The 14,321-nt window shown below is 60.9% G+C and carries 14 protein-coding genes; 9 read left to right on the forward strand and 5 right to left on the reverse strand.

From position 1 onward, the window contains the following. Positions 1-89: 89 nt before the first annotated feature. The 5 genes from HMPREF1316_RS00635 to HMPREF1316_RS00655 all read right to left on the reverse strand — a co-directional run bounded on the left by HMPREF1316_RS00635 (position 90) and on the right by HMPREF1316_RS00655 (position 3,772). Complete coding sequence (locus HMPREF1316_RS00635; RefSeq protein ID WP_021724982.1) at positions 90-608, reverse strand: ferritin; 519 nt, start codon at positions 606-608, stop codon at positions 90-92. Between the two features lie 155 nt (positions 609-763). Continuing rightward, a complete protein-coding gene (locus HMPREF1316_RS00640) occupies positions 764-1,441 on the reverse strand; it encodes an ABC-2 transporter permease (protein ID WP_021724989.1) in 678 nt (225 codons plus the stop codon). Further along, positions 1,438-2,310, reverse strand: a complete 873-nt coding sequence (locus HMPREF1316_RS00645; RefSeq protein WP_021724980.1) for an ABC transporter ATP-binding protein — start codon at positions 2,308-2,310, stop codon at positions 1,438-1,440. Before HMPREF1316_RS00645 ends, HMPREF1316_RS00640 begins: the two co-directional genes overlap by 4 nt. An 11-nt stretch (positions 2,311-2,321) precedes the next feature. Then, a complete protein-coding gene (locus HMPREF1316_RS00650; RefSeq protein ID WP_021724991.1) occupies positions 2,322-2,696 on the reverse strand; it encodes a GntR family transcriptional regulator in 375 nt (124 codons plus the stop codon). 320 nt (positions 2,697-3,016) lie between these two features. Then, entirely contained in the window at positions 3,017-3,772 is a 756-nt protein-coding gene (locus HMPREF1316_RS00655) for a GntR family transcriptional regulator (RefSeq protein WP_021724998.1), read from the reverse strand. Positions 3,773-4,013: 241 nt separating this feature from the next. Here HMPREF1316_RS00655 and HMPREF1316_RS00660 point away from each other — a divergent pair, with 241 nt between their 5' ends. The 9 genes from HMPREF1316_RS00660 to HMPREF1316_RS00705 all read left to right on the forward strand — a co-directional run bounded on the left by HMPREF1316_RS00660 (position 4,014) and on the right by HMPREF1316_RS00705 (position 14,244). Then, positions 4,014-5,609 (forward strand): alpha-glucoside-specific PTS transporter subunit IIBC, encoded by a 1,596-nt coding sequence (locus HMPREF1316_RS00660; protein ID WP_232204379.1) that lies wholly within the window; start codon positions 4,014-4,016, stop codon positions 5,607-5,609. Between the two features lie 71 nt (positions 5,610-5,680). Further along, positions 5,681-7,027, forward strand: coding sequence for a 6-phospho-alpha-glucosidase (locus HMPREF1316_RS00665; protein WP_021724950.1), 1,347 nt, complete (start codon positions 5,681-5,683; stop codon positions 7,025-7,027). Between the two features lie 295 nt (positions 7,028-7,322). After that, positions 7,323-7,766 (forward strand): hypothetical protein, encoded by a 444-nt coding sequence (locus tag HMPREF1316_RS00670; protein ID WP_051332851.1) that lies wholly within the window; start codon positions 7,323-7,325, stop codon positions 7,764-7,766. Between the two features lie 378 nt (positions 7,767-8,144). Continuing rightward, positions 8,145-8,324, forward strand: coding sequence for a hypothetical protein (locus tag HMPREF1316_RS00675; protein WP_021724922.1), 180 nt, complete (start codon positions 8,145-8,147; stop codon positions 8,322-8,324). 864 nt (positions 8,325-9,188) lie between these two features. After that, on the forward strand, positions 9,189-9,542 hold the full coding sequence (locus HMPREF1316_RS00685; RefSeq protein ID WP_021724973.1) for a cupin domain-containing protein: 354 nt from the start codon (positions 9,189-9,191) through the stop codon (positions 9,540-9,542). A 78-nt stretch (positions 9,543-9,620) separates the two neighbouring features. Then, the gene (locus tag HMPREF1316_RS00690) at positions 9,621-10,403 is read left to right on the forward strand and encodes an SDR family NAD(P)-dependent oxidoreductase (RefSeq protein WP_021724971.1); all 783 of its coding nucleotides are present in this window, start codon (positions 9,621-9,623) and stop codon (positions 10,401-10,403) included. Between the two features lie 76 nt (positions 10,404-10,479). Then, positions 10,480-11,349 carry an acetoacetate decarboxylase family protein gene (locus tag HMPREF1316_RS00695; protein ID WP_021724946.1) on the forward strand — a complete coding sequence of 290 codons (870 nt, stop codon included), beginning with the start codon at positions 10,480-10,482 and terminating at the stop codon, positions 11,347-11,349. A 73-nt stretch (positions 11,350-11,422) separates the two neighbouring features. Continuing rightward, positions 11,423-12,940: a CoA-acylating methylmalonate-semialdehyde dehydrogenase gene (locus tag HMPREF1316_RS00700; RefSeq protein WP_021724960.1), complete on the forward strand. Its 1,518-nt coding sequence runs from the start codon at positions 11,423-11,425 to the stop codon at positions 12,938-12,940. 80 nt (positions 12,941-13,020) lie between these two features. Continuing rightward, positions 13,021-14,244: an MFS transporter gene (locus HMPREF1316_RS00705; RefSeq protein ID WP_021724920.1), complete on the forward strand. Its 1,224-nt coding sequence runs from the start codon at positions 13,021-13,023 to the stop codon at positions 14,242-14,244. Positions 14,245-14,321 lie beyond the last annotated feature (77 nt).

Consider the following 14,321-nt stretch of genomic DNA (forward strand, 5'->3'; position numbering starts at 1 on the left):
GGGGTGGGCGTGAAGCCTGCGCCAAGGACATCGGCACTTGTGGACGACTTCCCGCGTTCCCGTGTCGGCGTGTAATCTGACGGGACAAGCTACATCGCCAGGGCGGTCTGGGCGGTGTAGGTACGCGTCTGGTATTCGCGGTCTAGGTTGTAGAGTCCCATGGGGTCGGAGCCGAAGAGGTTCATGTTGGTGACCATCTCGGTGGCGTTGGCCTCCTCCTCGCCCTGCTCCTCGACGAACCAATCGAGCATCTTCATGGTGCGCAGATCGCTGACCTTCTGGGCTACGGCGTAGCACTCGCTGATGCTCTTGGTGATGTACTGCTCGTGCTCGAGGGCGGCCGTGAGGGGCGCGAGGTCGTCCGCAAAGGTGAGGTCGGGCTGGGCGATGGCCTCCATCTTGGGGAGGACGTCGTTGTCCAGCAGGTAACGGCGCAGGATCTTTGCATGGTCGACCTCCTCCTTCGACTGGATCACGTACCAGTTGGCGAAGCCCTTGAGGCCACGGTCGTCGTAGTAGTCGGCAAAGGTCATGTAGAGGTAGGCGGAGTAGAGCTCCTTGTTGATCTGTGCGTTGAGAATCTGAGAGACGCTGTTGTCGAGTGCCATGATGGCTTCCTTTCGCTTGTCGGCGATACCGGTGGGCTATGTCGTGCCGCTACCCTCATCTATACCCGTCCATGGTGTGCTATGCACGGAGGAGTGGCATAGTGCTCGCGTAAAAAGTCCGCACGAGTCTCGAGAGCCCGTCGCCATGATACCAGCTACAGCTCGCGCGCCTCGTAGAGGCGTACCGAGAGGAGCGCACTTGCGGCGTAGAGCACAAGGGAGCCTGCGAGGAGCAGGACGGGCGCGGTGGTGCTCAGGGAGCTGCTGAGGGAGCTGCTGAACTCGCCGAGGATGGTGTCACCAAAGGCGCTCAGAAGCAGAGGCGGGAGCATGACGAGGAGCAGGGCGATGACCCTGGCGCCGCGGTTGAGGCCGAGCCATATGACAAGGGGCATGAGAAGCGAGGCGCCTGCGAACAGCGCCGCCATGCCATAGAGCGTCATCATGATAAGGCCTGATGACGGGGGCATCTCGGAGGGGAACAGGCCAAGCGGCTGGGAGGTGGCGATGACACCATATGCGATGAGGGAAAACAGCGCGAAGGCCGCAACGGCGCTGACGAGCACGCTCAGGTAGCGACCGAGCACCACCTGTCTGCGCGTGAGCGGCAGCGCGAGGCGGTACTGACCCCAGCCGTTGTTCTCCTCCATGCTGAAGACACCAAGGAGATACGTGTAGGAGGAGACCATGCCGCACATGATGCACAGCAGGAGGAACACAGTGACGTCTTTGAGGATATAGGCGTTGAACGCTCCGAGGACAACCAGAACGAGGCACATGAGCACGGCGTTCTTGCGCATGGTCACGAGGTCGATCAGGAGCATGGTCTTCATGCGAGGTCCCCCTTCAGCGTGATGGTCATGTACGACTCGATGTCGGCGGCATCGACGGCGATGTTCGGGTGCTCGCGGGCGAACGCGCGGCGGTCCGGCACGAGCAGGTCGCAGGAGTACTCGTGGCGCAGGTAGCGCATGCCGGGCCCGAGGAGGTGCTCGGCCTCTTCGGAGCGCAGGTGCGCGATGCCCGCCTCGTCGCAGATCGCATCGCGCGTGAGGGCAAAGGTGATGCGGCCCTCGTCCAGGCAGACGATGCGGTCGGCGATGTGCTCGAGGTCGGTGGTGATGTGCGTGGCGAGCAGGATGCCACGTCCCTCGCGCTCGGCCATGAAGCCGCGCAGGACGTCGAGCACGTCCTCGCGGGCGAGGGGGTCGAGCCCGGCCGTGGCCTCGTCAAGGACGAGCAGGTCGGGGCGGTGCGCGAGCGCGAAGGCGAGCTGCAGGCGCATGCCCATGCCGCGCGAGAGGTCGCGCACGACCTTCTTGCCGTCGAGGGCGACGTCGTGCACGAGGCCATCGAAGAGCTGGTAGTCCCACATGTCCCCATATGACAGGGAGCCCAGGGTCGCCACATCCCGCACCCTGAGGGTCTGCGGGAACGCGATCGTGTCGAAGACCGTGCCGACATGCCGCTTGACGGCGGCGAGCCGGGGGTTCGTGACGCTCGCCCTCTCGCCGAGCAGCTCTGCGGCGCCGCCGTCGTAGGGGATGAGGCCGAGGAGGCTCTTGATGAGGGTCGTCTTGCCGGCCCCGTTGCGCCCGACGAGGCCCACGACCTCGCTCGGCGCGACGTCGAGCGAGACGCCGTCGAGCGTGAAGCCCTCGTAGCGTTTGGTGAGGTCCTTGATGCGGATGAGGTCTTCCATGGCGTCTCCCCTCAGTCGGACTCGGCGAGCGTGTCGAGCATCTCGTGCAGCTCGGCCGTGGCGATGCCGACGGCCTTGGCCTTGTCCAGCGCCTTGCCGAGCAGCTCCTCCACCTGCCGCATGCGCTCCTCGCGCAGCAGCTCCACGTTGCCACCGGTGACGAAGCTGCCCTTGCCCTGCACGGTGTCGATGAAGCCCTGGGCCTCGAGCTCCGCATAGGCGCGCTTGGTGGTGATGGCCGAGATGCGCAGGTCGTTGGCGAGCGAGCGGATGGAGGGGAGCGCCTCGCCCTGGTCGAGCTCGCCTGTGAGGATGGCGTCCCTCATCTGCGAGACGATCTGCTCGTAGATGGGCTTGTCGCTCGAGTTGGAGATGATGACGTCCACGCGAGCCCTCCCCCGCTGCTCTGTTGCCTTACTGTATATGTACAGTATATACAGTAGATACGGATGTCAAGGGATTTGGGGATTTTACCCACCGGCTGACGTATGTCATATCGCACTGCGAAGGTGCGATTTTGGAAGGCACGATGATACGGATGCCAAGGAAGGCAGGGGAATTTTGGGGCACACATCCTCTAAGTTCCGAGTAGCGCGCAAAAGGTGATGAGCCATTCGCGCATATTCCGTTGCACTAGGGTGCTCAATAGCAGTGCTCGTGGTTCTTCGCGTCTGCTTGGGTGACGTAAGGGTGGGCAGGAGTCAGCTCAGTGCCTCGATGAGACGGGTGCAGTGCCATGGGGCATCATGGTTCGGGTACACGTCTCATGTATGGTGAAGAAGTCGGGCTTCTGTCGGATCTCGGAGTACTCGAACATGATGCCCTGAGAGTCGAAGAAGTGCCCGCGTATGACCCCAACTGCCTGGGGGCCATCGATGCCAAAGATCATCTGGTCATCATCGTTGGGCGCCTCTATGGTGATGGTGCGTTTGCCCGTGGTGATTGCCACGCCCTGTGACTCGAGGTACGCATAGAGCGAGCCTTCCACGTCACGAGGCGTGAGGGCGGGTGCCTCGGTAGCCAGCAGATGGGAGGTCTCGATCGAGACGGGGATGCCATCTGCCGACTTCACACGGTTGATGACGAAGATAGGCGTTCCTGGACTGAAGCCGGTTGCCTGAGAGAGTCGCTCGTCAACAGTGATGCGCTCGAAGGAGCGCACGTATACAGTGCTCTCGAAACCCTGATGCCTTGCACGCTCCGCAAATGACTCAAGGTTATCTGGCGCGCCCCTGTCGTCAGTCTGCGGTCGCCAGATGATGCGAACGCCTTTGCCCTGTATGGGTTGCACATAGCCGTTGAGTGCAAGCTCCGAGAGTGCGCGGCGTACCGTGGAGCGCGAGCATCCGTAGCGGGCGCACAGCTCACTCTCGGACAAGAGCATCGACTGATAGCTATAGAGTCCACGCTCGATGCCGCTCTGGATGTCCCTGTATATGTTCTGAAACAGTGCCCTTGCCAATGCCCATCATCTCCCACCAGGGCGCATGTCATGTCGTTATGCCGCTCAGCCCACATATATGTCCGTTGGTACAAATCTGTTCGAACAAGCTATTCCTGTCCGAACAAGTTGATTAAAAATACTATATAAGTTGTCCGGACAAGTGTGATGTTCCCTTAGGCGCCGAGGAGATGGAGTCTGTTCGGACGATGACGAGGAGTCGTCTCAGGGCGAGCGACTTCACCGGCTCACGGAGAGGATCATGCCTATGATGCAGAAGATTCAAAAGTTTGGTGGTGCGATGTTCACCCCCGTGCTGCTCTTTGCCTTCGCGGGAACGGTCGTTGGGTTGGGCACGCTGTTCACGACCGAGGTCATCTTTGGTAGCCTGGCCGCCAAAGACTCACTGTGGTACCAGTGCTGGAACGTCATCCTTCAGGGTGGCTGGACGGTGTTCAACCAGCTTCCCCTGCTGTTTGCCGTCTCGTTGCCCATCGGCCTGGCGTCAAAACAGAACGCCCGCTGCTGTATGGAAGCGCTGGTGGGATACCTTACCTTTCAGTACTTCGTCAACACGATGCTCACACAGTGGGGAGGTGTTTTTGGTGTCGACATGTCGCTTGATCCGGGTGCAGCCTCGGGCCTGGCCCTCATAGCGAGCATCAAGACGCTCGACATGGGCATGATTGGGGCCCTCTGCATCTCGGGCATCATCATTGCCATTCACAACAGGTTCTTTGATGTCGAGCTACCCGAGTGGCTGGGTGTGTTCAACGGCTCGGTGTTCGTGTACGTCGTCTGCTTCTTCGTCCTTTTGCCTACGGCGCTGTTGACCTGCGTTATCTGGCCTCATGTCCAGGACGGCATCTCGGCCCTTCAGGGCTTCCTGTTGAGTACGGGGTACGTGGGCGTCTGGGTGTTCGTATTTCTGGAGCGCATTCTCATACCATTCGGCCTGCATCACTTGCTCTATTCGCCCCTCTTCTATGACAACATCGTCGTGCATGGCGGCATCTACTCGGCCTGGGCCAACGAGCTGCCCAAGATTGCGGCATCCACCGACTCCCTGGCACAGATTGCGCCTTGGGCGCGCTTTACCAGCACCGGCTGGTCCAAGGTCTTTGGCTGCCTGGGCATAGCGCTTGCCTTCTATAACACTGCGAAACCCGAGCGTAGGGCAGAGCTGTTGGGTCTTCTCATTCCCATCACGCTCACGGCGGCGCTGTGCGGCATCACCGAACCCATCGAGTTCACGTTCCTCTTCATAGCGCCCGTGCTCTTCGTTGTCCATGCCATCTTAGCTGCCTGCCTCTCTACCTGCATGTATCTGGCAGGTGTGGTTGGCGTGTTCTCCGGAGGGCTTATCGAGATGAGTTCCATGGACTTCATTCCCCTCATGGCCTCTCACGGCATGACGTACCTGCTGGCTCTCATCATAGGTCTGGTGTTCACCGGCATCTGGTTCATCGTCTTTAGGACGCTCATCCTGAGGTTTGACTTCAAGACGCCCGGGCGTGAAGATGTCGATGAGTACATCGAATTCAAGTCGAAGAGGGACTACCTCGAATCAAAGGGCGGTACCGTCCAGGGGGAGGGCCCGTCCAAGCGTGCGATTCTTGCCGCCAACGTCATGGACCTGCTTGGTGGCCCTGACAACATCGTTGACGTTACCAACTGTGCGACTCGCCTGCGTGTCAACGTGAGGGATGAGGCGCTTATAGGCGAGGACAAGGACTTCAAGCAGGTGGGCGCCATGGGCATCTCGAAGAAGGGCAAGTCTGCCCAGGTCATCATCGGTCTTTCGGTTCCTTATGTGCGCGAGGAGTTCGAACGGCTGCTCGGTGAGCAAGAGGACTAGGTAATGAAGGGCATGGTACGTCGGGCCGCCGTGCCATGTCCCACAAGGATGAGCGGCCAGTTGGAGGAACCATGTCAAAGAAGAGCTATGCGGTTACCATCGCCGGTGGCGGGTCGACCTTTACCCCGGGCATTGCCCTCATGCTGCTCGAAGAGCATGATCGCTTTCCCGTCGACAAGGTCGTCTTCTACGATAACAACGCAGAGCGTCAGGAGACGGTTGCCAAGGCGTGCGAGATCTACTTCAGGGAGCATGCTCCCGAGCTCGACTTCTCGTATACCACCGACCCAGTCGAGGCGTTCACGGGCATCGACTTCGTGCTCGCTCACATTCGCGTAGGGCTGTATGCCATGCGAGAGCTCGACGAGAAGATTCCACTCAAGCACGGTGTGCTGGGCCAGGAGACGTGCGGGGCCGGCGGCATCGCCTATGGCATGCGCTCCATTGGTGGCGTGATCGAGATTCTCGATTACATGGAGAAGTACTCTCCCAACGCATGGATGCTCAACTACTCGAACCCTGCCGCGATCGTCGCGGAGGCCTGTCGCGTGCTGCGTCCCCACTCCCGCATCATCAACATCTGTGACATGCCCATCGACCTCATGGACAAGATGGCGACCATGTGCCATGTGAAGGGTGGGCGCAGGTCCCTGCAGTACAGCTACTATGGCCTCAATCACTTTGGCTGGTTCACGAAGGTGTACGACAGCGAGGGAAACGATCTCATGCCCGAGATCAAGAGACACATGGCGAAGAACGGCTACCTTGACGGCATCGAGCACGAGGAGGGCAGGGAACAGCACATCGACGAGTCGTGGATTTATACCTTTGGCAAGGCCAAGGACGTCTGGGCCGTCGATCCCGAGACCATCCCCAACACGTACCTCAAGTACTATCTGTTCCCCGACTATGTCGTCGAGACCTCGAATCCAAACTATACGCGTGCCAATGAGGTCATGGATGGACGAGAGAAGCGGGTCTTTGGCGCCTGTCGCGACATCATTGCCAAAGGCACCTCGGAGGGTTGCGGGTTCGAGGCGGATGCCCATGCGACCTACATCGTGGACCTGGCATGTGCGCTTGCCGAGAACACCAAGGAGCGCTTCCTGCTCATCGTTCCCAATGATGGCGCCGTCTCCAACTTCGACGAGACGGCCATGGTGGAGGTTCCCTGCATCGTAGGCGCCAACGGTTACGAGAAGATCTGCCAGGGCAAGGTGCCGCAGTTCCAAAAGGGCATGCTCGAGCAGCAGGTCTCGGTCGAGAAGCTGGTGGTGCAGGCCTGGGTCGAAGGCAGCTACCAGAAGCTGTGGCAGGCGCTGACCCTTTCGGCAACCATCCCGTCGGCTCAGGTCGCCAAGGAGGTCCTCGATGACCTCATCGAGGCCAACAAGGGCTACTGGCCCGAGCTCAAGTAAGTCGGTGCGCCATCTCAGTCTCGATGCTGGCCACGTCCTCATGCAAGCCGTGTGGGGCGTGGCCTGCGAATCGGGCGTACGACATGACGTGGGGGAGGGCACGATGGGCAAGGGGCATAGGAAGTCACAGAGGTCACGGTCTGCGGTGATGGGCACGCGAGCGGATCCGCATCGTGTCGAGCGCGCGTGCCGAGCGGCACGTGCGCATATGCGGGCAGATGCTCCTTGGCTCATCGCACCTCTTGACGCATCGTGCCTTTCAAAGCGCGAACAGCTTACGAGACGGACGTTCACTGTGGTCGAGGTCGTTCTCTGCCTCGATGTCCTCGCCATCATCGTCAGCCTGTCATTCGCCACAGGTGGTCTGACGTCAGATAGCCTGAGGGATCTCTTCAATGGGAGTCCGTCGGCAGCCATCGACCTTGTTGCCGGGTGCGCCCAACTGTTTGTGGCATACCTCCTGCGAATTGCCTACAGGCACTACCGCGTGGGTGACGCAGGCTATGCCCTCGGAAACCTCATCGCCCTTGCCTGCGCGGAGCTCCTGCTGCAGAGCATGGTTGGGTTTATTGCCCTAGTCGTACTCCTGTGGCGTACATATCACCGCTGCTCGTCGGCACTGATCCCCTGGGCTCGCCATCGTCGCCTTGGCGGCGTGCTTGTTGACGTCTCGGGAGCCCTCGTCGTCCTCGTGCTGGCGGCGATCCTGTTCTATGCCCATATGCGGCTTGCCGCGTAGTCGGTGTACCTGCGTCGCGTCGTCATGCGCCCTGGACGATATGCGGGGGTGACCGGGGCCTTGCTCCATGAAGCAGAGGCCATCTATGTGACAGCGTGGGTTAGGCTTCGGTTGTCGTAACCGACATACCATATTCATGGGGGATCCCAGCCATGGCATATCGCACCAGCATCGGGCCCGACGTTCGCGCGCGATCGGTTGCAGCCGCGGCGTTCGTTCCCGGGACCGGGGAGGTCGTCCAGAAATCGTTTCCGTACGACCAGTGGGCGGTGGCGGAGTGGGCCAGGTTCATCCCAGCCCGCAAAATGTGTCTGCGGGTCCGGCTTGACCAGGTTCGGTCTGCAGCGGAAGCTCGGAGAGGCGGGCGTGGAGTGTTGCGTGGGTGCCGTCTTGAGGATGCCGCTCCCCTCGGGCGACCGCGTGAAGTTCGACAAGCGCGACGTCATGTTCCTGTCCCGCATGTTTGTGATGGGGAACGTCATCAAGGTGGCTATGCCCACGTTCGCGAGGACTGTCGGCACGACTGAACCGCCTCCCATCTCTTGGGCATTGAGATAGACATTCGAAAGATGGAAGGATTTGTTGTGCCGATCGACCCGCAATGCAAACGCGATCGATTGCTCAGGGCACGCGCTGCCGAGATGTTCGCCAGACGACTCAGCTACAGATTCGTTACCAAGGAGCCTGACGCCCCCGCGGAGGCCGTGAGAAACTGGCAGCCTAGTGACCACTACGCAGTCGCGCACCCCAAGGTGCCGACCAGACCGACCACCTTACCCCGCTCGATGTCGACTCAGGTTCCGCACCTGTACGACTGACCCCTGCCCTGGAACCATGGTCGCCTCCGAGCCTGTCCTATGGTCTTATCCCGCACCCACAGAGTAGTCCAGGTGCCACTATCGTTTCGCGCGGCCGAGGACGAACGCGGTCGCAACGGGGACGAACGCAAGATGCCGCGATTGAATCAAGTGCCCTGACGGACACCGTATGTTCGGTGAGGTGTGGCATCCCGGCATGCACGCACGGCACGTCACGGCGGTGGCTCGAAGTTTGCCGTCCAGGGTTTAAAACCGACCGTTTGCGAACGAGCCTCATGATCTCCGGAGTCGCTGCCTTCGACTGTCGGCGTCAGGATGACAGCAGTCGGATGGGCAGTGGGCTTCCGACAGTCTGTCTACCAGCAGGTTCTATCATCCTTTTGACAATCTGAAGAGAGTAATTATTTTTACTAATAAATCAATATTACTTAGAGATAAAACGCAAAAAAACAACAAATATATCAGCTTTACCATTCAGAGTATGCCCCAGTGAAAGGGGTTGGCGGTCGGCCGATGACCGAGTGGAATCCCGAATCCATACGGGGCCCGGACCCAATCGGGATTCCGGACAGTGCCAGGAAACATCCGAGAGGAGCTGGTTTTTATGAGTTGGAAGATCACGCGCAGGAACGAGGCCACGTTCTACGAGCCGCCAGCTCACTTTGACGTGCGCTGCACCCGTCTGAACAACGCAGACGAGGTCAATGATGGCAGGGTTGTCTTTGGTCTCTCACACTTCCTGCCTGGCGGTGGCTGTGAGTATGGTTCCAACCCCTGCGAGAGCATCTACTACATCGTCGAGGGCGAGATGGACATCACGACCGACGACGGCAAGACGACGACCCTTCACAAGGGTGACTCGTACCACTGTGGCCCCAACACCGAGAAGGGCATCAAGAACAACGGTCCTGTCACTTGCCAGATGCTGACCATCATCGTTCCTCCCACAGCCAAGTGAGGCCATTCTAGAAAGTTTGGAAGAGTGCCGGCACATGCCTGATACGTGTTGGCCGTCATTCATGAAAGGGGTATTGCAATGACCGACCTATTTGATCTGACGGGCAAGAAGGCCGTTGTCGTCGGTGGCGCTGGTGGCATCGGACAGGCTATCGCCGAGGGGCTTGGCGAGGCGGGTGCTCAGGTTATGATTGCAAGTCGCAAGGAGGACTCCCTCAAGCGCGCCCAGTCCGAGATCAAGGCCAACTCCGGTGTCGATGTCGTGTACCACGTTGCCGACGTTACCGACGAGGATGCGGTCGAGGGGCTGCTCAAGGCTGCGGTCGACGAGATGGGGACGGTGGACATCCTCGTCAACTCTCAGGGCTACAACAAGAAGTTCCCCGGCACCGAATTCCCCGTCGACGAGTGGAACAAGCTCATGGACGTCAACGTCAAGTCCCTGATGCTCACCTGCAAGCACTTCGGGAAGTACTGGAAGGATAACGACAGGCAGGGCAAGATCATCAACGTCGGATCCGTGCGCGGCATCCGCGCCGTGGGCAACGGCGGCATGGGAAACGTCGGCTACTGCTCGACCAAGGGTGCCGTCGAGATGCTCACCAAGGCATACGCTTCCGACCTTGGTCCTAAGATTCAGGTCAACTGCATTGGCCCCACCATCACCTACACCCCAATGATGGTCGGCCTGCTGCCGGATGACGAGACCGCTCGCAATGCCATCGCCAAGGCCATGCCCGCCCAGCGCATCGGCTATCCCGACGACTGTAAGGGCGTGTCGATCTTTCTGGCCTCAAAGGCCTCGGACTTCATCACCGGCTCGTCAATCTATCCCGACGGCGGTCTGAACGCCGTGGGTTAGGCCCACTCGCGTGCGGCGGGGCATCCTGCCCCCACAGCTCTCTGGGTGGACATCACGTACATGAGAGAAGAGACATATGAGCCTCACGTTTGAGAAGAACAAGATATACGAGATGCCGGTCTTCTTCGGACCCTCGCCCGATCCGAAGAACCCCCGCCCGGACGGCACGATCCTCAACAAGCCGGCTGACGTCGAGGCGGCCACGGTCATGTTCGAGACCGATGTCGGCATGCTCGAGGCACTGCTTCCGGATGGCTTCTCGCTGGCGGAACCCGTCCTTTCGGTGGCTCAGTGCGAATTCAAGCACATCGGCAACTTCGCAGGAAACTCCTATACGCTCATCAACATCTCGGTACCTACGAAATTCGATGGCGAGCGCGACCATCTGCGCGGGGATCTCGTGCTTGCCATGTACGAGAATCACGCCGAGCCAATCATCGGCGGTCGCGAGCTTCTCGGCTACAGCAAAATCTACGCAGACATACCCTGCCTTGCCGAGCATGACGGCATCGTGAGGGGCCAGGCCTCCGACTGGGGCTTCAAGTTCCTCGACCTCAGGCTCGACCTGAACAGGCAGCCCGAGGACGGCGAGTACATGAGTCGGATCACGGGCGAATCAGAGGCGAAGTTCAACTACAAGTACATCCAGGCGTGCCCCGAGAAGGGGCAGAAGCCGTGGGAGGCTGCGGTGGACGCGAGCTATCCCGTCGCCAACCCGACGATCGGCTGGGAGGCGCCCGAGGGCTACCCCTACACGCTCGCGGAGCCAAGGAGGCAGCCCTGCGCTGGTACGGTCGAGTTTCATGCCCCTACAGGCGAGGACATGCCCATGTCCTGGTGGATTCCCGCCTACCTTGCCAAGCTCCCTATCAAGCGCTACATCGGTGCCTCGCATACTTTCTATACCGACCCTGCCGACTACACGCGGATCTACCGACTGCGCTAGTCGCGTCCCTACGGGCCGGCGCCCCCAACCGCACCCGTTGCGGTTCCCCTATTGATGAAAGGAACCTTATAACATGTCTGTCGAGCGCAAGGGCTACTGTGTCAACGGCGAGTGGAGGGCGTCCGTGACGGATACCTACACCCCGGTCACTGACTCCAGCACGGGCGAGGTCATCGCGGAGGTGCCTCGCTGCACCGCCGAGGAGGTCGGGGAGGCCATCGCCTCCGCGCAGGCGGCCTTCCCGGCCTGGTCGGCGCTCTCCCTCTCCAGGCGTGTCCAGATGATGTTCAGGTGGCGCGACGTCCTCGTCGACCATCTCGACGAGCTCACCCTCCTGTGCGCAAAGGAGCACGGCAAGAACCTCAACGAGAGCCGAGGCGACATCCTGAAGGCCATCGAGCCCACCGAACTAGCCTGCTCGCTACCCTATGCCATACAGGGCTCGAATGCCGTTCAGGTGACGACGGGCTTCGATTGCTCCACGTTCCGTCAGCCGCTCGGTGTCGTGGCCGGCATCGTGCCCTTTAACTTCCCGGCCATGATTCCCTGGGGCTGGATGGTGCCCCTGGCCATCGCCTGCGGCAACACCGTCGTCCTCAAGGCCGCCACGCCCACTCCGCTCACCTCGATGAGGATCCTGGAGCTGTTCTACGAGGAGGCCCACTTCCCCAAGGGTGTCGTCAACCTCGTCACCTGCACACACAACGAAGCCGACATCCTGCTCACGGACGAGCGGATCAAGGCCGTGACCTTCGTGGGTACCACCGGCGTTGGCAAGCAGGTCACTGCGACGGCGGCTGCGCACGGCAAGCGCGTCCAGGCGCAGTGCGAGGCCAAGAACCACGCCCTTGTGCTGGCGGACTGCGACCTCGAGGCCACGACCAACGCGGTCATCAACTCCGCCTTCGGCTGCGCGGGCGAGCGTTGCATGGCGCTCCCAGTGTGCTGCGTCGAGGAGTCCATCGCTGACGAATTCGTGGCGATGCTCAAGCAAAAGGCGGAGGCCATGGCCATCGGACGCGCCTACGACCCCGAGACCAAGCTTGGTCCGCTCGTCTCCGCCGAGCACAAGGCTCGCGTCGAGGGCTGGATCGCCAAGGGCGTCGAGGAGGGTGCCCAGCTCGTCCTCGATGGGCGAGACCGCGTCATCGAGGGTTCCGAGGGCGGGTTCTACCTCGGCCCCACCATTTTCGACCACGTCGAGCCTGGCATGACCGTCGGCGAGAGGGAGATCTTCGGACCGGTCGTGTGCATCAAACGCGTGCATGGTTACGAAGAGGGCATCAAGGTCATGAACGCCAACCCCTTCGCCAATGGCTCTTCCATCTTCACACAGGACGGCTATTGGGCACGGCGCTTCAAGCTGGAGACCGATGGCGGCATGGTGGGCGTCAACGTCGGCATCCCCGTCCCCACAGCCTATTACCCCTTCAGCGGGAACAAGCAGTCCTTCTTTGGCGACCAGCATGTCCTCGGCCTCGACGGCTACCGCTTCTACACGCGCGCCAAGACCGTCACCGAGCACTGGTTCGACGAGGGAAGCTCCGCGAGGAAGCTCGACAGCTGGGAGGGCACCGTCGAGCGCGAGTAATGCCCCCGATGCAGGGGCCGCGACACTTGTTGCCACGGCCCCTGCGGCCCCCTTCTAACGTGACAGGAGGAGCTGCCACAATGTCAACCCAAGGAAGCGGACACAAATGGCTGGGGTTCGCCATCCTGATGCTTGCCGGCATCACGATCAACATCTCCCAGCTCAAAGTCGTCCCCATCAACAATAACATCGTTACCGCGCTCGGCGTCGATCTTACGAGCGTTGCATGGCTCACAAGCGTCTTTACCATCGCCGGCATCTTCCTCGCGATTCCCGGCTCCGGGATCATGGCACGTATCGGCCTCAAGCGCATGCTGGTTGCCCTTCTGGCGTGCCTGCTGGTCGGCAATCTTCTCGGCATCTTCGGCTTTGCCGTCTCGTCCTACGCCGTCGTCCTCATCTCCCGCATCGTCGAGGGCATCTCGTGTGCCCTGGTCATACCCTGCGGCTTGAGCCTGCTGGCCTTCTGGTTCGGCGGCACGTCGAGTATGGGTCTGGCGACGGGCATGTTCACCATCGCCAATCCCGTCGCCAACTTCGTCGTCATGAACGTGAGCCTGCCTCTCACGATGGCCGCAGGCAGCGTGACGGGGTGCTGGTGGTTCGTCGCCATCCTGGCGCTCGTTAGCCTGGTCGGCTCCGTGGCTCTGATCGATGACGGCACCTCCGCAGGCGAGGGGTCAGATGCGTCCGAGAGGGTCTCCCTCGCCGACGCCACCATCAACAACAGGCCGCTCGTGGTCATCTGCATCGCCATGTTCTTCCTCTCGTTCTGCCTGATGGGCGTCGTGACCGACTATCCCACGATCTTCACGGTCGCTCATGGCCTCGATCAGGCTATGGCGAACTTCTACACGAGTCTCAACGGCCTCGTAGGCATCCCGGCCGCCATCGTCCTAGGTTGGGTCATAGGTAGGACGGGCAAGCCCTTCATGGTGGCCTTCATCGGCGCCGTCGGTACGCTCCTGGTCGACCTCGGCCTCCTGTGGCTGAGCCCGGCGACCTATCTTGTCAACGTAGTTGCCGCGTCCATCTTCACGGGCGGCTTCGCGGTGACGGCGTTCTTTGAGATTACGCCCCAGCTGGCGATGCGCAAGGAGTACGTCCCCTTGGCGTCCGGTGCGCTCAACACCTTCTACTACCTCGGCATCTTCCTCTCTACTCCTTGTCTTACAGCCCTATCCGCGCAGGGCAGCGACTGGACAGTCCCGGCGTTGCTCATGGCCTGTTCGGCCGTAGTTCTCTGCGTGCTGGTCATGGTCGCGAGGCGGCTGGCCGAGGCTGAGGGTGTCGAGGTCCACTAGCGTTCGCTACCGGTTCCTACGTCCCATCCCATTGGTGTCAGAGCGCCTCGCGCGCCTGGAAACATAGGACCGTGCCG

The organism is Olsenella profusa F0195, assembly GCF_000468755.1.
Lineage (GTDB): Bacteria > Actinomycetota > Coriobacteriia > Coriobacteriales > Atopobiaceae > Olsenella_F > Olsenella_F profusa.